This is a genomic window from Flavobacterium quisquiliarum (assembly GCF_019308285.1).
In the GTDB taxonomy this organism is placed as follows: Bacteria; Bacteroidota; Bacteroidia; order Flavobacteriales; family Flavobacteriaceae; genus Flavobacterium; species Flavobacterium quisquiliarum.
The window spans coordinates 135,573-157,974 of record NZ_WWEM01000012.1; the positions used below are offsets into that span (position 1 = coordinate 135,573).

A 22,402-nucleotide genomic window follows, 5' to 3' on the forward strand; every position below is an offset into this window, starting at 1 on the left:
AATTTTGCTTCATCATAACAATTAAAAATTTAAAAAATGGAACAGAATAATTATTACGGAGCATTGCAGCAACCAACAGGTTCTGGATTTAATGCCAAATCAACAACAAATGAAGTGATAAAAGGAATTGATCTTACGGGAAAAACTGCTATTGTAACTGGCGGTAATACTGGGATAGGTTTAGAAACGGTTAAAACACTTGCCGGCGCAGGTGCAGTTGTAATTGTACCCGCAAGAGACATAGAAAAAGCCAAAAGAAACCTCAACGGAATTGCAAATGTAGTCATAGAAGAAATGGATTTAATGCAGCCTGATTCTATTGATGCTTTCGCAGAAAGATTCCTGAAATCAAACCAACCGCTTCATTTACTCATTAACAACGCTGGTATTATGTGGGTGCCATTGCGAAGAGATTATCGAGGATTTGAATCACAATTGGCAACCAATTATCTGGCTTTGTTTCAGCTTACGGCTAGATTATGGCCAGCTTTAAAAAAAGCAGACGGTGCAAGAGTGGTAAATGTATCTTCTGGGGGTCATCAGTTTTCTGATTTTAATTTTGAGGATCCCAATTTCTTTTACCGAGAATATGAAACTTTACTGGGATACGGACAATCAAAAACCGCTGTTAATCTCTTCTCTATGGAATTTGACAATAGAGCAAAAACTCATAAGGTACGCAGTTATGCTTTGTGTCCAGGAGCTGTTGGAGAAACCGAGTTGGCAAGAGAAGCCCCAATCGACTTATTTCAAAAATTAGGTTATTGCGATGCGGAAGGCAATATACTGCCAGAAGTTGCTGCTTCATTAAAAACGATTCCACAAGGCGCTGCGACAACGGTTTGGGCTGCTACCAGCAAACTGCTTTCTACTATTGGAGGCGTTTATTGCGAAAATGTTGATATAGCCTCTTTAAACTCAAATACAGCTGTTATAGGAGGCATTAAACCTTATTCGCTTGACGAAAAAAATGCCAAACAATTATGGAAATTAAGTGAAGAGATGACTGGAATCAAACTTGATCTTAACTAATATTTGTATCTTTATACCACACTAGCATTATGGACTATCAAGTAAATTACATAAATCCTGAAATTAAACTTTCCAATTATACCGGAAAGCTCTTTAAAACGGAAGCGGCATTTAATGATCATTTGCTCGTGTGGTTAATTTCTGGAGAAACGAAAATTATTCAGGCAGATGAAAGTTTTATATTTGGATCGGGAAGTACTTTTTTAATTCCAAGAAATCAGCTGGCAACCATTATCAATGTTCCTAAAGACGGACTGCCACACAAAGCTGTTGCTATGCATTTATCTTCAAAAAGACTTAGGGAATTTTATAATCAGGAAAATATAAAATATAAAAACACTGTACCAAAAATTTTAAGTTTTCACAAACATCCTCTGCTCGAAAGCTGTCTGGCTTCTCTCATTCCGTATTTTGAAATGCAGGAAAACTTTCCAGAAAACATTGCATCATTAAAAATCACTGAAGCCATTTCAATTCTTACCACAATTAATAAAGACATTGATTCGATTTTAGCAAACTTTGATGAACCTCATAAAATTGATTTAATCAGTTTTATGGAAAAGAATTTTATGTTTAATATGTCATTAGAAAAATTTGGCTATTTAACGGGACGAAGTTTGACCACATTCAAAAGAGATTTTTATAAAGCTTTTAATGAAACACCTCAACGCTGGCTGAGCAAAAAAAGATTAGAATTGGCTTATTATCAGCTGATAGAAAAAAATAAAAAACCAGTTGACGTTTATTATGAAATTGGATTTGAAAATTTATCGCATTTTTCATTTGCATTTAAGAAACAATTTGGTCATTCTCCAACCGAACTGCAAAGAATAAAAACCAATATTTAATTTTTCATATATAAAAAAAGACGCCTTTATGGGCGTCTTTTAAGATTTATACTTCTCAGTTGGATTATGCTTTTAAATCGAATCTATCCAGATTCATTACTTTAGTCCAAACTGCAATAAAATCATTTACAAATTTTTCATGAGCATCACTTGAAGCGTAAACTTCTGCTATTGCTCTCAGCTCAGAATTTGAACCAAAAACAAGATCAGCACGTGTTCCAATCCATTTAGGCTGTCCTGTACTTCTGTCGTTTCCTGCATACAATTCTTTATCATTTGAAACTGATTGCCACTGCGTGTTCATATCTAACAGGTTTATAAAGAAATCATTTGTCAAATGACCTGGTCGATTTGTTAATACACCGTTTTTAGAACCATCTGTATTAATATCGAGTACACGAAGTCCTCCTAAAAGTACTGTCAATTCTGGCGCAGTAAGAGTCAATAGATTTGCTTTATCTATCAGAAGTTCTTCCGTAGTTATAACTGATTTTGTTTTTCTATAATTTCTAAACCCATCTGTTTTTGGTTCTAGATATCCAAATGATTCTACGTCGGTCTGCTCGGCAGAAGCATCCATTCTTCCAGGCGTAAAAGACACTGTTGCTGCAATTCCAGCATTCTTTGCCGCTTTTTCGATACCAGCACCTCCAGCCAAAACAATTAAATCAGCCAATGAAACTTTTTTGCCATCACTTTGTCCAGCATTAAATTCACTCTGAATATTTTCTAATTTATCTATAACCGTTTTTAATGCTGCAGGATTATTTACTTCCCAATCTTTTTGTGGAGCAAGTCTAATACGTGCACCATTTGCTCCACCACGTTTATCTGACCCTCTAAAAGTAGAAGCCGAAGCCCATGCCGTACCAACTAATTGTGATACACTTAATCCTGAATTTACTATTTTCTCTTTTAGCTGTGCTGCATCCTGTTCGTTTATCAAAGTATGATTTACTGCTGGAATAGGATCCTGCCACAACAATACTTCTTCTGGCACATCAGATCCTAAGTAACGTGCACGTGGTCCCATATCACGATGTGTCAGTTTAAACCATGCTCGAGCAAAAGCATCTGCAAATTCATCTGGATTTTCTAAAAAGCGACGGGATATTTTCTCATACGCAGGATCTAATCTTAAAGATAAATCTGTAGTAAGCATTGTTGGCAGATGTTTTTTATTAGCGTCAAAAGCATCTGGAATAATTGGTTCCGCATTTTTCGCTACCCATTGATGTGCACCGGCAGGACTTTTAGAAAGCTCCCATTCAAAAGCAAATAAGTTTTCAAAAAAGTTATTACTCCATTGTGTTGGTGTTTTTGTCCAAGTTACTTCAAGTCCGCTTGTAATAGCATCTGCTCCTTTTCCTGAACCGAAACTATTCTTCCATCCAAATCCTTGAAGTTCTAAACCAGCTGCTTCTGGTTCTTCCTGTACGTGATCTGAAGAAGCAGCTCCGTGTGTTTTTCCAAAGGTATGTCCACCGGCAATTAATGCAACCGTTTCTTCGTCGTCCATAGCCATACGTCCGAAAGTATCTCTTATATCTTTGGCGGCTGCAATAGGATCAGGATTTCCATCAGGTCCTTCAGGATTTACATAAATAAGTCCCATCTGAACTGCCGCAAGCGGTTTCTCAAGATTTCTGCTATGGATTTGACCATCTGGATCGTCATCTGATGATACTACTCCATGATCTTTGGGAACACCATCAGAGCCATCTTTATAACGTTCGTCACCTCCAAGCCATGTTGTTTCAGATCCCCAGTAAACAGATTCATCTGCTTCCCATACATCTGCACGCCCTCCTGCAAAACCAAATGTTTTAAATCCCATTGACTCTAAGGCAACATTTCCCGTTAAGATCATTAAGTCAGCCCAAGAAATTTTTTGTCCGTATTTTTGTTTTATAGGCCAAAGCAATCTTCTTGCTTTATCAAGGCTCACATTATCGGGCCAGCTGTTAAGAGGCGCAAAACGTTGTTGTCCTGCTCCTGCTCCACCTCGTCCGTCGTGTACTCTATAAGTACCAGCACTATGCCAAGCCATTCGGATAAAAAGACCTCCATAATGTCCAAAATCTGCAGGCCACCAATCTTGCGAATCAGTCATAAGAGCATGTAGGTCTTTCTTCACTGCTTCAAGATCGAGGCTTTTAAAAGCTTCTGCATAATCAAAATCCTTATCCAACGGATTTGATAATAATGAATTCTGTCTCAGGATATTTACCTTTAACTGTTTTGGCCACCAGTCACGATTCTTTGTGCCTGAAGCCGCTTGCTTGTCCATACTCCCATTATGAAAAGGGCATTTGCTGATGTCATTAGATTGATTGTCCATATTTGAATTTTTTATTTTTTACTAAATTAAGAACTAATGAAAAAGAAAGTTAGGTGAATGAATCATAAATAATACTTACACAATAGACAAAATCTATTTATAACTCTCTTTGTAGTTGTAATTACTTATAAGCTTATTCTTGGCTCTAAAAAAATATTTTACTTTTGGGAAAGGATCAATTTTATAATATGGCATTACATCATATAAATTTAGTAAAAAGAATTTCTATATTAAAAAAATTGGATAACAGATATCAGTTCTATAAAATTTGCTGCTCTTCTTCTATGAAACTTTATTCTCTGTAACGAGGTTAAAGTACTTTCTACCTTATATAATCAATAATTTCACTTAATTTCTATCCAATCAGTCCTTTAATTATCGGGCATTCTCTTTTAATAAATTTCCTGTAACGGTCTTATTTTCAAAAGCTAAAAAATATACTCAAAATATATAAGCTGAATTTTTATGTACGTAAAAACGGACTTAATTACTCCTTCTGTAAACTTTAATTAATCAATTTTACACTGTGAATAATGTAACCACTAATCTATTATTCACTAACTATCAATTCATTAACCTTAAAATTTCAAAAAATGAAAAAAATCTTAAAAGTTACCAGTTTAGTATTTATCTCGCTATTGGCTCTTAGTTCCTGTGAAAAGGAGCAGGATTTAAATGAAGCGCAAAGCATTAACAAAGAAGCTTTAGAAAATGTAGACAAGGAAGTATCACAAACTGCGGACAAAGATGCAATCTCAACTGACATCACTGCAAAAGGCAGTACTGGGGCTAGAACTATTACTTTACAGACAAACACCTTATCCTGTCCTGGCGGTTTGTGTACATCCTATGGTGTTTGGTCAACGGGAGTTTATACTGTTTGGTTCCAAATGAGATTTAACTCTGGATTTTACTGGAGCAGAGGCGGTAAATGCGGTTACGGTATCTTAATTGGTGATCAAAATACTGGCGGTGATCCAGGATGGGACGGAAACGGCGGCAGTGCAAGATTTATGTGGTATTGTCCAAATGGATCTAATAGTGCTAAAGGAAGCGGCGCTTATCTGCAACCTTATGTTTATTACAGAGATCAGCCTGGACAATATGGTAATGATTTCGGAAAAAAATACTACATACAAGAGAACGTAACGTATAATTGTCAAATATCAGTTAAAATGAATACGGGTTCAAATACTGACGGATATGTGAAATATTATGTAAATGGTACAGAAATATTAAATCAAAAAATTCGCTGGGTAACAAATGACTCTAAACGTAATATTAATGCTGTAAGCCTTCATACTTTCCGCGGAGGCAGCCAAGAATATTGGAAAGCTCCTGTTACAAGTTCTATTTATTATCCAAGTGCGTCTTGGGATGCTCTATAATTTTAAACAAATCTTTTTGTTTTAAAACATTTAAGCAAATCAGTCACACAGAAGCTCTAAATCACTGATTTAGAGCTTTTTCAATATCTTTATTTAATTTCTTTAAAAATGCTCTCTGCCAGTTTATTATAGTCATTATTGAAATGATGTGAACCAGGTATTTCAATGGTCTTAATACCAGATTCTGAGAAACGATTGCGGGTTTCTGAATCTTCTTCGGTTCCAAAAAAACAAACTGGATTGTACGCTTTGATTTTTTTCATTTCTGAAATTACATCATAATTATCACTGGAACTTTCTAAGCTCAGCATATCAGCAATATGAATTTCAAAATCAGCTTTTACATCTGGAGACAAAGCATAAACACCTTTTAATTTTTCTTTTAATGATTCCGGAAAATTGGCAGCTGCAAAAGGAACAACCGAAGCTCCAAACGAATAACCTACAAGTAAAAAGGTCTTTTTATTCCATTGCTGCATATAATGTTCTACCGCCTTTGCTATTGCATTGGCAGTTTCTAATGGTGTTTTGGCATTCCAAAAATATTTTTGTGCATCGAGCGCTATTACAGGAATTCCCTTTTCTGCCAGAGCTTCACCAAAAGACTGATCAAAGCTTGTCCATCCTCCGTCACCCGAAATCAAAAACGCTACAGGCAAATCTTCATTCTTGTTTTTAGTCGGAATTAAAGTTAAAGGCATTTCAAATGGAAGCGGTGTAAGATGCTGTTCTTTTAATAAAGAATTTTGTTCTGATTGTTGTTTAGCATAATTAGGCGTACTTAAAACTTCCTTGTAAGCTTCAATGAACTGAGGCAGCCAGTTTTTGGTAACTGAGAATCCATGTCCCACTTTGGATAAGGATATTAATTTTCCTTGTTTTAGTCCATCCATATATTTTTTTGTATCTGCATAATTACAAACTTGGTCTGTAGTTCCCTGCAATACAATAAAAGGAGCTGTTAATTTATCTGTTTTCTCCAAATAATAGGCCTTCCCTTCCTTTAAGACATGAGAAGTTAATCCAGTTCCATCACACAATGTTTTGTCGGTTTCTATGTCTGGACAAAATCCTAAAGCAATAGCTCCGCTGAAAGTGTTTGCGGGAGCCTGAGCCAGCATTCCGTATACCAGAGTTGCGCCTGAAGAATAACCGACCAATATAGGTTTTAAATACTGGTTCATTTTTAGCTTCTTCTGCAAAATCATACTCAGCTCTTCAAAATCTCCAGCTGGATAATAACATTTGACTTTTTGTTTTTTGATGGCCTTAAAATAATGCTGAATATCAATTCCTGCTACTAATGCACCCTGATCGACAATATTTTTTGCCATGTCTACAACACCGCTGTTCCAGCCTCCGTCACCCGAAACAAACAATACAACAGCATTTGGAGCTGTCTTAGGTTTATAGATAGTGACTTTACCAAATGCTCCAACTGTAATAGTATCGGCTGCTGATGCAAATGCCTCGAAACAACAAATAAAAATAGAAAGCGTGAGAATTACAATTTTATTCATCTTAATTACTTTTTAGCATTATGAAATTAAACTATACTTTTCCTATGATACATTATGATGGAAATTACAATAAAATAAACATAGAGATTCAACAGAAACAAGCGCTGCCACAATCCTTTATAGTGTATGATAACATTGGTTTCACCTGAAGAAAAATGAATAGTAAACAACAGCATGGTTATGATTCCTGTAATAAAAACAATCCATGACAATCTATAAAAAAGCGGATTTTCTTTCTTTAAAATCACTTTGTGCATAAACAACGGCAAAAGCAATGCTGCTATAAGACCAATCCCGCCAGCTATATCATGCATTATAAAGGAATTGGTCATTTTACCTCGTATTCTATCGGCTTTAAAAATACCCGAACCTATTCCTTCACCTAATCCGTACAATACAATTAACCCTGAAGCAATTTTTACATTTTTAGCATTACTGTCAAAGGCTTTTCTAAACTGAAATCCGAAAAAAACAAATGCAATTCCAATGCCTATCCACCATGTAGAAAGTATCGCTGATACAGGACTTGCAGAAGCCCCCAAAGAACTCATTGTATTTCTTAAATGACTGTATCCTGGATAGTAATTTCCTAATACAAACAATACGATAAAATCAGCAATGCAAACTATAATACAAAGTAAAGCTGCTATTTTAAACCAATTTGACTGCTTTGTATTCATATCTCTGTAGTTTGTAATTATGGTTTAACTACTTTATTTAAAACTAATGGAGCCTGAAGCAGATCATAATCATGAGAATACACTAAATATTTATTGTACCATACTGGAGAAAATTTTTCCTTAAAATCGCGAAGGCCTTTATAATGCGAAAAGAATTTAATTCGTTCGTAAGCAAACTTCATTGATTTCTCTGGAAAAGTTTCTGCCTCTTCTAATCCGCTCATCGCCGCCAGTCCTAAATTTACTGAGGTACAGCCCTGAGATTTCAAATATGTAAAAAGTTCTAAAAGAATAAAATCCATAATACCATTGGGCGCATCATTTGTTTTTCTGATCAAATCGTAAGTTCCTTCACCATTGGCATAATCCGGAATTACATTTATAAAAGCGACAATCTTTTCTTCGGCACTTTCGACTGTGATAATGGTCTGCTGTTTGAGTTCTTCCCAATCAAATCTTCCCTGCGAAAAAATGATTTCACTTCTTCCTGTACTAACAAGCCATTCATCGCTTACTGCTTTTATTTTCTGCAACAATCCATCCTTAACAGGCGCATTATGAATTGTCGCTGTAAATCCTTTTTCTTTTACTTTGCTTATGGCATTACGAAGTGATTTTTTAGCTCCGCCTTCTAAACTAAATGTATTAAGGTCTACTACTCCTTCCTGACCTATAAATAAACTCTTTTTATGCAGTGAATGAAACAAAGGCAGACTTTCTTCCGGAACTCGATAATAGATGCTTCTTAATCCGTTTTCGTAACAATAAACATCAAATTCTATGATGCATTGTTTCATCTCAGCATCAGATGCAGCGACAGGATTCTCTAAAACAACAGCAAAATTATCGGTTACTCGATAGGCTAAAAAAGATTTCTTATCTGCAGTAATAAAAATGACTTTATCATCATAGGTTTTAAAATAGTCCAAAGCAGAATTGCCATACTTTTTTACAAGTTCATCAGCCGTTACAAAATCATCTTCTACCACTTGTTTTTTGACTGTATAAGGTCGTATTAAAGCAAAAATCAGAAATCCTAATGACAGAAATCCGCAGATATTTATAGAAAGTAAAAAGCGTCTCGCAAAACGATCTAAAGGCACTAAATCAGAACTTCCGATTAAAAAATAATTCTGCAGTCCGTATCGAATCGATTCAAGCCAGTTAAAATCAATATTAAAATGTTTTTTATCCAGAAAGTAAAACCCTAAAATACTGTATACCAACACCGCCACAATGCTGATTAAAACCGTTTTTAAGCCAATACTCTGCAAATGTGAATTACTCTTTATGTAATATTCTTTTCGTGTAAAAATCAAAGTAAGAAGAACTAACAAGGCAATTGAAGCTTCTTCATAATCAATTGCTTTAGTAAGATTTCCAATAATAGAAATTCCAGTCAAGAAAACTGCAAACCACCACGCAGTACGCAATCCTTTGAGCATAAAAGCGGCATTTACGAGCATAAATAAACCAGCGGTTATCACAAAATAATTTGACACTTTAATAGCAGAAATAGGAATAACATTTTCTAAGACATGCAGACGTTCTGAAATTGCCGGAGTTAAAACCGACACTATATTGATTAATCCTAAAATGAAAAGCAGAAAAGAAGGCACAACACGCATCAATAGTTTGTTTGCACTAAAAAGAAAAAGTGATGCCCCTGCCAATAACGGAATCCAAAATTCAAAAAAACGATACAAAAAAGTAATCGCTATAGCGTTGACATTTTCAAATCCATACTGAATAAGTATAAAACTCATTGAAATTTCGATGGCTCCAAGTCCTCGAAGAAAAGGAGAAACAATCAAAAATATAACTGAAATAATATATCCCATTGCTGCTGCCGCTAATGAAGGAGCAAATCCCAGTGCAATCATTGCCACATATAAATGCGCAATTCCAACAAACTCAATAAGTACAGAATAAAAAACAACCTGTAGGAACTTCCTTTTAATTATTTTGTTGTTTCTGAAATCATCAATAAATATTTCTGTTGAAGGAGAAAACTTTAATATCAAACGATAAATAGCTCCTTTCTTGATAATCGAATTGTAAATAAAAAAAACAAGAATGCTTAATCCCACAATTGCTGCAAAAGCGTACCATTCTCCAGATCCAACAGTTCCCTGAAATAAAGAATAAATCAAAGCCGGTATGGCTACAATAATCACCGAAAGAATCCCTACAAAACCATATATCAGAGAAGCAAAATGAATTTGAGTAGGTTTAACACCGCTCTTTTCAATAGGTTTGGTAAAAAAAGCTAAAGAAGAAATGCCGCCTGCGGGCAGAAAAACACTAACGAAATTTCGCTTAAGAAACAGAATAACGGCCTGTTTAAAGGAAATTTCGCTCTGAACTGCTTTAAAAGAAGCAAAATACATTAATGCCTGAAGTGCAATATAAAAGGTTGCAAGTGCAATACCGCATACAACCCAAAAACTTTTGGCATCTGCCAATACATTATTTACCTCTTTTAATTCTGAATTTTCATGTTTGATAAACCAGATTCCAACTCCTATAAAAAAAATGGTGAGTATAAACTGTCTAATAATTTTATCATTTTCACGTAAAAAAGAAATTCCTTTTCTTTCTTTGAAAGAACTCAAAAACCTTTTGGAAACGGCTACTATTTTCATACTTATGCTATAGATAGAATAATTTATTTATGAAAAAAACACAATAGAACTTATATAAATGTACAACAATTTTCAATTAAATTTTAATTGGTCCTTTGAAAAACAGCAGCATTATAAACCTTAAAAATCAGAAAGAAAAAAAGCGTCATTTTTAATGACGCCTTCTATACTATTTATAATAATTTAATTTAAATCATTTATGGAACGAGAACAGCTCGCCCTTTAATTTGTCCATTACGCATTCTATCATAGACTTCATTTGCCTGCTCCAAATTAAACTTTTCAATTTCGATATGGATTTTTTTCTGTCTTGCCAGTCCCACAACTTCCATCAATTCGGTACGAGATCCCCAATACGGATTAGTCATGGTAACTCCAAAAGGCAGACCATTCATACTGTATTGATAATATCCTCCTCCAAGCCCTACAATGGTAAGATCACCATCCATTCCAACAACTTTTGTTCCTAGTTCAATGGTTGGTGTAGCTCCAACGAAATCGAGAATCACTTTAGCTTTTTTCAGCCCTGTAATTTTTAAAATTTGTTCTGCAGCATCTGCATCTTTTGAATTAACAGTATAAGTGGCCCCCAATTCTTTAGCAAATGCCAGCTTCTCTTCTGTTACATCGCAAGCGATTATAGCAGCTCCCGAAGTTTCTCTTAAAATCTGAATCGCCACGTGTCCAAGTCCTCCAACTCCTATAACCACTACATACTCATCGGGCATAAGTTTAGGAAGTGATCTTTTAATAGCTGAGTAGGGCGTTAATGCAGCATCCGTCAATGGTGCAGCAATTACAGGATCTAAATCAAAAATAGGCACTAACAATCGTGAAGATGGTACAAGCATATATTCGGCCATACCGCCATTAAGCCCAAGTCCGCCACCATAACCTAATTCACTTTGATGATCACAGTAATTTTCCTTTGACTGCTGACATGGTTTACAATGTCCGCATCCCCAAGGTCCGTAAACCAGAACAGCATCTCCTTTTTTATAATCTTTTACAGTGTCGCCGACAGCTTCAATCCAACCTGCATTTTCATGTCCAAGGGTAAACGTAAGATTTCCTACTGTTCCTTCGTCTATAATATGCAAATCAGAATGACAGACTCCTGCTCCGCCAATTTTTAACAAAACCTCATCTCCTTTTGGAACTGGTTTTTCTAAATCATTAACTACTCTTACATCTTTATGTCCAAAATAACGTACTGCTTTCATAATTTATGTTTTTAATATCAAACAATTTACGCCAAAATGCCGGATTTATAAAGAATCTGTCTTTTAAACTTATGTTAATAATCCCCTTTAACTATTGAGTTTTTTTCAGAATGCTCATCTCAAACAAAACACATTTAAGCAATAACAGCCGCAGCTTTAAGCATTAAATTATGTAATTCTATGTTTTGTACAAAAGGTTTCAAAAGTTCGCTACCCAGACCATACATTGCCAGTTCTACATAATCTCCTGAATGATCCATACTAATCCAACCCACATTATTGTGTTTTTTCTGAATTTCAGAATAAGCTTTAAAAGGCAGTTTTTTATAATTATAAAGCCCTGTCTCCTGTTTTTCGAGCCCAGAATAAAAGCTTAATAAATGTTTGGCTTCTTCATCGGTAAGGCTGATTTTATTGGTTTGATAGATCCAGTCTTTAATTTGCTGCAGATTAAAATCGGCATGAATAGCGTTTAATATATATTCGTTTGTGTATTTGTAATTGACAATACTGTTGAAATTTTCTACTGCTTCTTTTCCGTATATAAGTCCCGGATTTGCATTACCGTGATCGGTTGTGATGATAACTAAAGTCTCTTTATCTTTTTCTGCAAAATCAATAGCTGTTTTTACTGCTTCATCAAAAGCCAGCTGATCGTGTATTAAAGCCGCAATATCATTGGCATGTGCTGCCCAGTCTACCTTTCCTCCTTCAATCATCAGAACAAAACCATTCTCATTATCTTTCATTTGATTAATCGCTGCAGTACTCATTTCTGCCAGAGTTGGCGTATTTTGCAATTCAGCGATATTGTTTCTATCTATAGTGTACGGAAGTGCGCCCGAATTAAAAACGCCTAAGGTCTTCTGTCCCTTTTTAATATTTTCTAAATCTGATTTTTCTTTTAAAACCTGATAGCCTTTCTGCTCATAAATTTTATAAATATCTTTTTTGTCTTCTCTTTTTGAAGCATTAAAAAATTCATCTCCGCCACCCATCATAACATCCAATCCCAAATCTGCGTACATTTCTGCAATTTCGTTTTCGGCATTTCTGCTGTCTGAATTAACACAAAAACCAGCTGGAGTAGCATGTGTTATCGTTACTGTAGTAACACAGCCTGCTTTTTTACCTGCATTTTTGAATTTCTGCCATATCGGAAGGTATTTTTCACCATTTGGACCAATATTTAAAACACCGTTTTTAACCCGATGTCCACCTCCAAAAGAAGAACTTGCTGCCGCAGAATCGGTCACTGCTGAACTGGCAGATGCGGTATCCATCAAAGCTCTCGAAACTTTATTTTCGGCATACAGATTCATCCAGTTTCCATTTTTTCCTAAAATGTTCTGAGAATACAGATTCGCCATTTGAAGCGTACCAGAACTCATTCCGTCACTTATCAAAAAGATTATATTTTTTGCTTTTTTGCCTTTTTTAGCTATCGCTTCTAAATCATTGGAAAGAATAACCGAAGGACTAAGGGTAAAAAGTCCTGTTAGTACTGTGGTGCCTTTTAAAAATCTACGCCTGTTCATGTATGAATTGTTTTGAATATCTTGTAAATTAAGATACTTTTTGCCAATTAATGAAACTTTGTTGCGTTAATTAATTATTATTTTTTATTCTCACCAATCAAAATTAGTTCAACGCACTATTTATAGATATTCATCCCTTCATTATAAACAGGACTTTTGATATTTAAAAAATTTAGGACGCTATGAAAAACATGATTTTGTGACACTGCTGCATTAGGTTTAAGCTGTTTAGAACCATCTGAAACCCATACTATAAAAGGAATCTCATATTGTTCTTTAGGCGCAAAACTCATAGGTACTCCATGCATATAAAGATTTTTTTCTCCCAAAGATTCTCCATGATCCGAAACAAAAATCATAGTGCTTTTATAATCTTTGAGTTCTTTCAAATCTTCAATTATAGTAGATAAAATATAATCAGTGTAGACTATTGTATTATCATAAGCATTTATAAGTTCATTTTGAGAACACTTTCCAAGTTCAACACTATTACAAACAGGCTTAAAAGTTTCAAATCTCGGCGGATATTTCTTGCTGTAAGTTGGACCGTGGCTTGTACTAGTATGCAGTACAATCAATATTTTATCTTTTTTGCTTTCTAAAATTTGCTCTTTTAATCCTGTCAGAAGAACTTCATCGTAATCACATTTTTCTCCTTTACAATCCTTTTTTAGAACATCTCGGTTTTGGTATTTTTCGATATGAACTGGAGGTTCTCCCCAATTTGAGGTTCTCCAAATAACTTCTACATTATTTCTATATAGATAGTTTGGTAGAATTTCGTATAAATCATTAGAATCTTTGTGTTCTAAAATACATTTTACTCCAGCTGTAGTATATGTCGCGCAAGAGGAAGCATTAAAATGAAATACATTCTTTGTTTTAGAAAGAAGCGGATTGGTGTTTTTTGGATAACCGTAAAGCGAAAAGTTTTGGCTCCTAGCTGATTCTCCAATAACTAAAACCACGACAGATTTTACATGATCTTGTATTACAGCCTTGGGCAGCAGAATTTCTTTTTCATTTTTTTTGTATTGATGAATATAAAAAAGAGAAATGTTTACTGAATAAGACCACGGCATAGCAAGTCCACCCAAACGTTTTGAATTTTTATCGATCCACAACCAATTACTTGCATTGGCAAATGCCACAACAACAATAAACAATAAACTGAGAGAAGAAATGGTTAAAAATTTCTTCAGTGGTTCCTTAATTATCTTTGCTTTAATTATATAAATACTAGGCAATATTCCAAAAAGTATTACATACAAAACTAATTTGAAAGAAAAGAAACTGCTAGATTCTTCATAATTGGTATTCAAAATATTACCGATCATGCTTTCATCTATAATTACACTATAAGTATTAATAAAATAAACAGCTACTGAATTAATGAGAAAAAATAGAACAAGTAAAAACTTTCCAACAAAACGCGAGATAAAAAAGATTAGGTAGAAAACAAAAGCATTTGCCACCAGCATTACAATTATTAAACTAAATACTAAAATTATACCGCTGAAACTCTTATAATCAACATTCCCAAAAACAAAACTGAAAAATGGTAAATGAAAGAACAAAAAATTCAAAAAACTCATTAACAAAACAAAATGAGTTAGTTTTAAATTACCTTTTAACATAAGCTTGAATAATTTTATACAATGAAATGGTTAAACTAATAAATGCGTAATAATAAATTAACAGATTTTCATTAAGTAATCTGCAGATTAAAAGAATAACGCAGATTAAAAACAACACAATCAAAACGGGATAGTATTTTACATTATTAATCCAGTTCCAGATTTTATATTTTCGGCTGATAAAAATACCGAGAAGTCCTGAGATATACCCTATAATACTTCCTACAATAACATCAATTGGATAATGTGCTCCTACTGCCACTCTTGTAAAAGCCAGAATTAATCCGATAATAAGAATTGAAGAAATCCATGGAATTTTAAATTTTATTTTTTTTGGCATAAAGGCAAACAATAAAACGGTCAATACTGTAAAAATGGTTATAGAATGTCCGGAAGGTAAACTGTTATGCCCGCAAACAGCTTTTCCGATGATGTAGAAACTATCGTTATTGAATGTCACAGCCGGTCTTGGAACTGCAAATATATTTTTTAAAGAACAAGAAAATAACAGCGAAATCAAAAGGCCTGAAAATAAACATTCCCAGATTTTTGGCGCATAAAGAATCAGAATACTCAGAAATGATAAAAAGATAAGTGCATCTCCAAATTGGGTTAAATTATACTGGAGTTTCGGATAGTGCCCTAAATGATAATTTATAAAAAAGAAAGCTTTCTTTTGAATTTCGATATATTCAGGTACACGTAAAGCATTCTGATTGTATAACAATAAAGCAATAATTACTAAAAGAAGCAGAGGCAGAAAAAATAAAATAAATCTGAGTCTTGAATAATTATAAATGACATTGGAATTCATTCTGTTTATTTTAAAAAACAGCTCAAAGGAATTGGTCAATTTAGAAGAAATTTAGAATTTGTGTTTTTACTATATATTTTTTAAAAGAAAATTTCAGTCGCTGAAATTTTCTGCAAATTTTTAAATTTACTGTTCCATAAAAGCCTTGTAAAAGTTTTATTTATAATACTATAGGATATTTTGAACCTTACTCTGGACATGCTTAATTTTATTTGTATCTAAAATCTCGTTTCGCTAATCCTGTTTATTTTAAAAAACAGTTCAAAGGAATTGGTCAATTTGGAAGAAATTTAGAATTTGCACATTTTTTACTTATATTTAATATTCAGTTTTTATTCAAAATTCATTTGTAAAATTGCGGGATGAAAATTTTAATTATAGAAGATGAGCAGGAGATTGCTCTAAGCATCAAGAATTATTTTAAGGACAATGGCGTTCAGTGCGAAACGGCCAAAAACTATAAACAGGCATTGAACAAAATTGACAATTATGATTATGATTGTATCCTTTTGGATCTTATGCTTCCTGATGGCGATGGTTTTGATATTTTAAAAGAACTTAAAAGAAAAAACAAAACAGAAGGTGTCATTATCATTTCTGCCAAAGAAAATCTGGAAACCCGAATTGAAGGATTTAATCTGGGTGCCGATGATTATCTTACCAAACCCTTTCATCTTGCAGAACTGTTGGTACGCATGCAGGCACTTATAAGACGTAAAAATTTCAAGGGAAACAATAATGTTGTTTTTAATGAAATTAAAATTGATATCTTTTCGAAATCGGTTACAGTTCATGATCAAAAATTGGATCTGACCAAAAAAGAACTGGATCTGCTTCTTTTTTTAATAGGCAATGAAGATAAAGTACTTTCTAAAGGAACCATTGCCGAACATCTTTCGGGCGATATGGCTGATATGCTCGATAATCATGATTTTATTTATGCTCATATCAAAAACTTAAAAAAGAAAATTCATCAGGCCGGCGGAAGTGACTACATCAAAACAGTCTACGGTCTTGGCTATAAATGGGAAAATGAATAAAAAAAAACTACTTCATAAAACCACCCAAAGTTTCCTAATTTATGCGGTGATTATTCTTCTGGTTTCTGCTCCGGCATTTTACTTTGTGAGTCAGTGGCTGTATGTCTATGAAACCGAAGAAGTACTCCTTATGCATAAAGGAGAATTCCTTAAAGAAAGCCGTAAAAATTTTACTGAAGCAGATATAAAACTATGGAACAAATACAACCGGGATGTTGTAATTGTTCCTGATATGGGCGTTACCAAAGATTCTATAGTAGGTAAAATGATGTTTGATGAAACTGCACAAGAAATGGAACCTTTTTACCTGATTTATGCTCCAGTCGACATCAACGGAAAAAGATATACTTATACTGAAAAAATCAATCTGCTGGAAATGGAAGGAATGGTTTACAGTGTAGCCTTTATGTTTCTGTTTATCATTATTATTCTGCTGATTGGGATTATATGGCTTTCCAAAAGAACTTCCGTTAAATTATGGCAACCTTTTTATAATACACTCCATCAGATTCATGATTTTGAAATTGATAAAAACAAAACACCGCAGTTTCCTGAAACCAACATTGATGAGTTTGACCGACTCAACAAAAGTCTTTTATTACTCACAGAAAAAAACAGGGAAATCTATAAAAATCAAAGAGAATTTGTAGAAAATGCGGCACATGAATTACAAACGCCTTTAGCTTTATTTCAAACCAAAATAGATACTTTATCACAGCTTGGACTTAATGAAGAACAATCTAATCTTGTAGGTTCTTTAAGCACCGATGTTTCAAGACTAAACCGACTTAACAAAAACTTATTACTGCTTTCTAAAATTGATAATGAAATCTATTTTGAAAAAAATGATATTGTTATAAATGATTATATCAATAAACATCTGGATTTTTTTACAGAACAGGCTGTTTCCAAAAAACTGAGTATAATAACTGAATTTACCTTAGAACTTCAAATAAAAGGCAATCCCGCTCTGACCGAAGTATTAATCAATAATTTGTTTCTGAATGCAATCCGTCATAATGAAAAGAACGGAAAAGTCATTATCCGGACTTTGGAGAATGAATTGCAGTTTTTAAACACTGGAGGAAAAACACTTCTCAATATTGATAAACTTTTTAATCGATTCTCCAAAAGCAATCCGTCTTCACAAGGAAATGGACTTGGTTTGGCCATTATAAAAAAAATTGCAGAACTCAACCAATGGGAGGTTCAGTATAATTTCGAGAATAATCTGCATATTTTCAGCGTCAGGTTCTAAAAATTCAGACTTCCTACAGATTCGTGTTTCAAATTTGTACTAGGTTTTTAATTCATTAAAAAAATAGTACCCATGAAAAATACAATCTTAATATTTCTGGTATTTTTTTCCTGCTTTGTTACTGCACAAAAAGTAAGCGAAAAAGAAGTTCCTAATATTGTAAAATCGACCTTTTTACTTTCCAATCCTGATCAGACCAATGTAAAATGGGAAAAGGAAAAAGAAAATTACGAAGCTAGTTTTAAAACTGGCAAAACAGAACGTGCGATGCTTTTAGATTCCAACGGAAACATTCTGGAAACTGAAGAAGAAATCAGCGTTAAAAAACTACCTGCGAAAGCTTTGGCTTACGTCCAAAAAAATTACCCTAACAAAAAAATCAAAGAAGCTGCAATTATAACTGATGCCAAAGGAACTATAACTTTTGAAGCACAGGTCACTTCTATTGATTTAATTTTTGACAAACAAGGAACTTATATTAAAAGCATAGCAGATTAAATCCCATACAATGAAATTAAAGATATTTTTAATACTGTCGTTACTGATAATGAAAATTTACAATGTCACGGCACAGCACAATACAGCCACAATCTCAGGAATAATTAAAGACAAAACTTCACAAATTCCGTTACCGTTTATTAATGTCGTGATCAAAACGGCAAAAGATCAAAAAATGCTTTCCGGCACCGTAACCAACGAAGAAGGCCGTTTTAATATTCCTGCGGTACCATCAGGAAATTATACGGTTGAAATCAGCTCTACAGGTTACAAAACCAAATCTCAGAAACTTTTCGTAGGAACACTTTCCGATTTCTTAGATCTAAATACTATCGATCTAGAAGAAGATATTAATGCTTTATCTGAAGTAGTCGTAACTTCAAAACCTTCTGAGATCAGCAGTAAAATGGATAAAAAAGTATTTTCTGTAGCCGATAATATTGCGCAAAGCGGAGGATCTGTACTTCAGTCTATGCAGAATCTTCCCGGAGTAACACTTCATGAAGGAAAAGTACAGCTTCGAGGCAACGACAAAGTCATGGTTTTGATTGATGAAAAACAAACTGCTTTGACGGGTTTCGGAAATCAATCGGGTTTGGATAATATTCCTGCTTCGGCTATTGAGCGAATTGAGATTATCAATAATCCCTCAGCTAAATTTGATGCTAACGGAAATGCCGGTATTATTAATATTATTTATAAAAAAAACAAACAAGAAGGATTAAATGGTAAGGTTGGAATAAGTTCCGGTTATGGCGCATTGTGGGAACGAAAATCTAACCTTCCATCTATTCGTCCGCAGTATCAAATGACGCCAAAAATGAATCCGTCATTGTCCCTAAATTATCGAAAGGAAAAAATAAACGCTTATATTCAGGCTGATTATTTATACACCGAAACGCTTAACAAAAATGAATTTGTAACGCGAACTTACGATGATGGAACCATTATCAAGCAGCAAACTGTTAGAAATCGTGATACGCATTTTACCACGCTAAAATCTGGAATAGACTGGAATTATAACGAACAGAACAGTTTTTCTTTTTCTGCCCTTTTTGGAAGCGAAAAAATCATAGACAATGGTGATGAACCGTTTTTTAATCAGGATTATTCACAACGTCTGCGTCTTTGGTCCTTTTTGGAAGATGAATTAAAAACAACTGTAATGGCCAGCGCTTCTTACGAACATAAATTCAAACAGCCCGGACATAAATTAAATGCTGGTATTAATTATACGTATCATCGGGAAGATGAAAAGTATTTCTTTACCAACACACTGCCTAATTCTGTCGGACAAGATTCTTTCAAACTGCTTTCTGATGAAAAGGTAATCGATATTAATCTGGATTATATCAAACCTTTAAAATACGGTCGTTTTGAAACCGGTTTTAAATTCAGAACCCGAGAAATTCCAACCAATATGCAATTCTTTCCAGGGGAGAACTCCCCTATTGATGCCAATGCCGGAGGATGGGCGGAGTATGAAGAAATTATTCCTGCGTTATACTCCAATTATATTTATGAAACCGATAAAATTGAAGCCGAACTTGGTCTTCGTTTAGAATATGTAAGTCTCCAATATGATGTTAATCCGGATCATCCAACTTACAAAAGCGACGGTTACAATTATACAGAACCTTTTCCGAATCTTCGTTTTGGATACAAAATAGATGATAAAAACAAACTTACCTTATTTTATAACCGAAGAGTCGACAGACCCGCAGAAGTTGACATTCGTATTTTTCCTAAATATGATGATGCTGAGATCATAAAAGTCGGGAATCCGGCTTTGCGTCCGCAGTTTACCAGCGCTTTTGAAGCGGGATATAAAAAAACAATGTCAAAAGGATATTTTACGTCTTCGGTTTATTACAGAATCATAAACGGAACTATTTCACGTATCGCCACCACAGTTCCGGGAAGTACTTTAATTTATAATGTATTTCAGAATGCCGATAAAAGTTCTTCTGTCGGAATTGAAGCTGTATATTCACAGGAAGTGACTTCGTGGTATTCTTTTAATTTAAACGGAAATCTGTATCAAAATACAATTGATGCTTTTACGGTAACTAACCTCTATCCTGTTCCAAGTGTGTATCATGGAGACCGCCAGCAGATGGTTTCAGGGAATTTAAAATGGAATAATACTTTGCAGTTAGATAAAACCTTAAAAGGACAAATTTCAGCTGTATATCTGGCACCAGATATTATTCCACAAGGAAGAATTGATTCTAGATTTTCTGTTGATTTGGGACTTAAAAAAACAGTACAAAAAGGTAAAGGCGAAGTTTTTGTAAATGCAACCGATATTTTTAATACACTGGTGATTCAGAAAAAAATAGACGGTGTAAATTTTAGCTACAACAGTAAAGATTATTACGAAACACAGGTTGTTCGATTTGGTTACAGTTATAAATTTTAATCTGTTGGAAGATTTTTTAAACACATAGAATCATAAATATTGAAAATCTAAAAAAGGCGTTTCACTTGCATCAATTTATCCCGATTCTTCGGGACTATGTTTGGAAGCTAGCTTCTTCTTTTATCTTTTTTATAAAAACAGAAAAATCTATGTTTCTATATGTTTAAAATTATTTTTTTTTTGCTCTACAAGCATAATTTTAATTTCCATAAAGTAAAAATTCAGAATTAATTCAGAATTGAGATTTAATTTTCACGAGTTTTTCAAATATTAAAACACCATTGAAAAAGGTAAAACTTATCGAAATGCGCTTGAAGCGTAAAATCAGGCAGGATGCAATGGCAGTTCTTGTTAATATGACACAGCCAACATACAGCCGAAAAGAACGAGGACTTACCAGTATCACGTCTGCGGAATGGGACAAAATAGCCGAGGTTTTAGAAGTGGACAAATATGAAATCTATGAAAACAGTCCTCATAATAGTATGCAGTCTGGAAACATGATAAAGCGCAATACTGTTATTCCGCCCGAATTGCTTCAGGAAATTGAATCGCTAAGAAAAGAAAATGAGGCCCTTAAAGAAGAAATTCGTAAATTGAAAAATAAAAAAACTAATAAATAAAAATACCGTAATGAAGAAAATCGGTTTTTTAGTTTTGGTGAATCTGGTCTTTTTCAATGCAGTGTCACAAAATTTAACTGTAAAAGACAGCATCATTATTGATACTGTTCAAAATATCAAATTCAACTACAAGCAGCTCATTATTCCCGGAATCTTGATTGGTTATGGATTCTGGGGAATAGAGAGCGGACAAATCAAAAGTTTTAATTTTCAGATTCGAGAAGAACTTACCGAAAATATAGACCGCAAAGTTACCATTGATGATTTTTCAAGATACGTCCCTGCCCTTTCGGTTTATGCCTTAAATGCTTTTGGCGTAAAAGGCAAAAATAGCATGAGAGACCGTTCTGTTATTCTTGGCACTTCTCTTATCATCATGACGACTACTGTTTTTTCATTAAAATCCATAACCCATATAGAAAGACCCGACGGCAGTTCAGACGATTCTTTTCCTTCGGGTCATACCGCTGTTGCTTTTGCTGGAGCAGAATTTCTTTATCAGGAATACAAAGACAAATCGATCTGGTATGGAGTTGCCGGTTATGCTGTTGCTGCAGGAACAGGAATTTTCAGAATGTATAACAACAGACACTGGTTAACCGATGTTGCTGCCGGAGCCGGAATTGGTATTTTGAGTACGAAGGCCGCTTATTGGCTTAATCCGTATCTTACCCGAAAACTATTTGGTACTAAAGAAAGTAAATCGACTTCTTTTATTTCGCCCATTTATGATGGAAAAGAATTTAGAGTCTGTTTCTTAAAAACATTTTAATAAACAGTCCGTTTTTAGACCTATTTTCCTAATAAAAAGAGTCAAAACCTAAGTTTCCTTAAGATTTCCTTAAAACATAACATTCTTATTAAGATTAAATATAAATAATAAATTACTTTTGCG

Annotated in this window: 17 protein-coding genes; 9 read left to right on the forward strand and 8 right to left on the reverse strand. The window is 34.1% G+C overall.

What is annotated here, in order from left to right; genetic code table 11:
* Positions 1–36: 36 nt before the first annotated feature.
* Together GSY47_RS04395 and GSY47_RS04400 are read left to right on the forward strand one after the other, a co-directional pair.
* Positions 37–1,032: an SDR family NAD(P)-dependent oxidoreductase gene (locus GSY47_RS04395; protein WP_179003678.1), complete on the forward strand. Its 996-nt coding sequence runs from the start codon at positions 37–39 to the stop codon at positions 1,030–1,032.
* 29 nt (positions 1,033–1,061) lie between these two features.
* Positions 1,062–1,880, forward strand: coding sequence for a helix-turn-helix domain-containing protein (locus GSY47_RS04400; RefSeq protein ID WP_179003677.1), 819 nt, complete (start codon positions 1,062–1,064; stop codon positions 1,878–1,880).
* Between the two features lie 64 nt (positions 1,881–1,944).
* Here GSY47_RS04400 and katG read toward each other — a convergent pair whose 3' ends face one another.
* Positions 1,945–4,221, reverse strand: coding sequence for a catalase/peroxidase HPI (gene katG / locus GSY47_RS04405; protein WP_179003676.1), 2,277 nt, complete (start codon positions 4,219–4,221; stop codon positions 1,945–1,947).
* A gap of 593 nt (positions 4,222–4,814) precedes the next feature.
* On the opposite strand from katG, the gene GSY47_RS04410 reads away from it, so the two are divergent.
* Positions 4,815–5,609: a polysaccharide lyase gene (locus tag GSY47_RS04410; RefSeq protein WP_179003675.1), complete on the forward strand. Its 795-nt coding sequence runs from the start codon at positions 4,815–4,817 to the stop codon at positions 5,607–5,609.
* An 89-nt stretch (positions 5,610–5,698) separates the two neighbouring features.
* Here GSY47_RS04410 and GSY47_RS04415 read toward each other — a convergent pair whose 3' ends face one another.
* The 7 genes from GSY47_RS04415 to GSY47_RS04445 form a co-directional block, all read right to left on the reverse strand.
* Complete coding sequence (locus GSY47_RS04415) at positions 5,699–7,129, reverse strand: virulence factor family protein (RefSeq protein WP_179003674.1); 1,431 nt, start codon at positions 7,127–7,129, stop codon at positions 5,699–5,701.
* Positions 7,130–7,155: 26 nt separating this feature from the next.
* Positions 7,156–7,809, reverse strand: a complete 654-nt coding sequence (locus GSY47_RS04420) for a DUF998 domain-containing protein (protein WP_179003673.1) — start codon at positions 7,807–7,809, stop codon at positions 7,156–7,158.
* A 17-nt stretch (positions 7,810–7,826) separates the two neighbouring features.
* Positions 7,827–10,454 carry a bifunctional lysylphosphatidylglycerol flippase/synthetase MprF gene (gene mprF, locus GSY47_RS04425; protein WP_179003672.1) on the reverse strand — a complete coding sequence of 876 codons (2,628 nt, stop codon included), beginning with the start codon at positions 10,452–10,454 and terminating at the stop codon, positions 7,827–7,829.
* 197 nt (positions 10,455–10,651) lie between these two features.
* A complete protein-coding gene (locus tag GSY47_RS04430; RefSeq protein ID WP_219071123.1) occupies positions 10,652–11,677 on the reverse strand; it encodes an NAD(P)-dependent alcohol dehydrogenase in 1,026 nt (341 codons plus the stop codon).
* 134 nt (positions 11,678–11,811) lie between these two features.
* On the reverse strand, positions 11,812–13,215 hold the full coding sequence (locus GSY47_RS04435) for an alkaline phosphatase (protein ID WP_179003670.1): 1,404 nt from the start codon (positions 13,213–13,215) through the stop codon (positions 11,812–11,814).
* Positions 13,216–13,331: 116 nt separating this feature from the next.
* Positions 13,332–14,852, reverse strand: coding sequence for a phosphoethanolamine--lipid A transferase EptA (gene eptA, locus GSY47_RS04440; RefSeq protein WP_179003669.1), 1,521 nt, complete (start codon positions 14,850–14,852; stop codon positions 13,332–13,334).
* The gene (locus GSY47_RS04445; RefSeq protein WP_219071124.1) at positions 14,839–15,666 is read right to left on the reverse strand and encodes a phosphatase PAP2 family protein; all 828 of its coding nucleotides are present in this window, start codon (positions 15,664–15,666) and stop codon (positions 14,839–14,841) included. Before GSY47_RS04445 ends, eptA begins: the two co-directional genes overlap by 14 nt.
* A 362-nt stretch (positions 15,667–16,028) precedes the next feature.
* On the opposite strand from GSY47_RS04445, the gene GSY47_RS04450 reads away from it, so the two are divergent.
* The 6 genes from GSY47_RS04450 (at position 16,029) to GSY47_RS04475 (ending at position 22,279) form a co-directional block, all read left to right on the forward strand.
* The gene (locus GSY47_RS04450) at positions 16,029–16,706 is read left to right on the forward strand and encodes a response regulator transcription factor (protein ID WP_179003668.1); all 678 of its coding nucleotides are present in this window, start codon (positions 16,029–16,031) and stop codon (positions 16,704–16,706) included.
* Positions 16,699–17,964, forward strand: a complete 1,266-nt coding sequence (locus tag GSY47_RS04455) for a sensor histidine kinase (protein ID WP_179003667.1) — start codon at positions 16,699–16,701, stop codon at positions 17,962–17,964. Before GSY47_RS04450 ends, GSY47_RS04455 begins: the two co-directional genes overlap by 8 nt.
* A 72-nt stretch (positions 17,965–18,036) precedes the next feature.
* Positions 18,037–18,462 carry a PepSY-like domain-containing protein gene (locus GSY47_RS04460; RefSeq protein ID WP_179003666.1) on the forward strand — a complete coding sequence of 142 codons (426 nt, stop codon included), beginning with the start codon at positions 18,037–18,039 and terminating at the stop codon, positions 18,460–18,462.
* 10 nt (positions 18,463–18,472) lie between these two features.
* Positions 18,473–20,884, forward strand: a complete 2,412-nt coding sequence (locus tag GSY47_RS04465) for a TonB-dependent receptor domain-containing protein (protein ID WP_179003665.1) — start codon at positions 18,473–18,475, stop codon at positions 20,882–20,884.
* 281 nt (positions 20,885–21,165) lie between these two features.
* Positions 21,166–21,507, forward strand: a complete 342-nt coding sequence (locus GSY47_RS04470) for a helix-turn-helix domain-containing protein (protein ID WP_179003664.1) — start codon at positions 21,166–21,168, stop codon at positions 21,505–21,507.
* Between the two features lie 10 nt (positions 21,508–21,517).
* Positions 21,518–22,279 carry a phosphatase PAP2 family protein gene (locus GSY47_RS04475; RefSeq protein WP_179003663.1) on the forward strand — a complete coding sequence of 254 codons (762 nt, stop codon included), beginning with the start codon at positions 21,518–21,520 and terminating at the stop codon, positions 22,277–22,279.
* The last annotated feature ends 123 nt before the right edge of the window (positions 22,280–22,402 follow it).

Coding starts and splice junctions, on each gene's coding strand:
- GSY47_RS04395 (WP_179003678.1), top strand. CDS start 37: ATGGAACAGAATAATTATTACGGAGCATTGCAGCAACCAACAGGTTCT.
- GSY47_RS04400 (WP_179003677.1), top strand. CDS start 1,062: ATGGACTATCAAGTAAATTACATAAATCCTGAAATTAAACTTTCCAAT.
- katG (WP_179003676.1), bottom strand. CDS start 4,221: ATGGACAATCAATCTAATGACATCAGCAAATGCCCTTTTCATAATGGG.
- GSY47_RS04410 (WP_179003675.1), top strand. CDS start 4,815: ATGAAAAAAATCTTAAAAGTTACCAGTTTAGTATTTATCTCGCTATTG.
- GSY47_RS04415 (WP_179003674.1), bottom strand. CDS start 7,129: ATGAATAAAATTGTAATTCTCACGCTTTCTATTTTTATTTGTTGTTTC.
- GSY47_RS04420 (WP_179003673.1), bottom strand. CDS start 7,809: ATGAATACAAAGCAGTCAAATTGGTTTAAAATAGCAGCTTTACTTTGT.
- mprF (WP_179003672.1), bottom strand. CDS start 10,454: ATGAAAATAGTAGCCGTTTCCAAAAGGTTTTTGAGTTCTTTCAAAGAA.
- GSY47_RS04430 (WP_219071123.1), bottom strand. CDS start 11,677: ATGAAAGCAGTACGTTATTTTGGACATAAAGATGTAAGAGTAGTTAAT.
- GSY47_RS04435 (WP_179003670.1), bottom strand. CDS start 13,215: ATGAACAGGCGTAGATTTTTAAAAGGCACCACAGTACTAACAGGACTT.
- eptA (WP_179003669.1), bottom strand. CDS start 14,852: ATGTTAAAAGGTAATTTAAAACTAACTCATTTTGTTTTGTTAATGAGT.
- GSY47_RS04445 (WP_219071124.1), bottom strand. CDS start 15,666: ATGAATTCCAATGTCATTTATAATTATTCAAGACTCAGATTTATTTTA.
- GSY47_RS04450 (WP_179003668.1), top strand. CDS start 16,029: ATGAAAATTTTAATTATAGAAGATGAGCAGGAGATTGCTCTAAGCATC.
- GSY47_RS04455 (WP_179003667.1), top strand. CDS start 16,699: ATGAATAAAAAAAAACTACTTCATAAAACCACCCAAAGTTTCCTAATT.
- GSY47_RS04460 (WP_179003666.1), top strand. CDS start 18,037: ATGAAAAATACAATCTTAATATTTCTGGTATTTTTTTCCTGCTTTGTT.
- GSY47_RS04465 (WP_179003665.1), top strand. CDS start 18,473: ATGAAATTAAAGATATTTTTAATACTGTCGTTACTGATAATGAAAATT.
- GSY47_RS04475 (WP_179003663.1), top strand. CDS start 21,518: ATGAAGAAAATCGGTTTTTTAGTTTTGGTGAATCTGGTCTTTTTCAAT.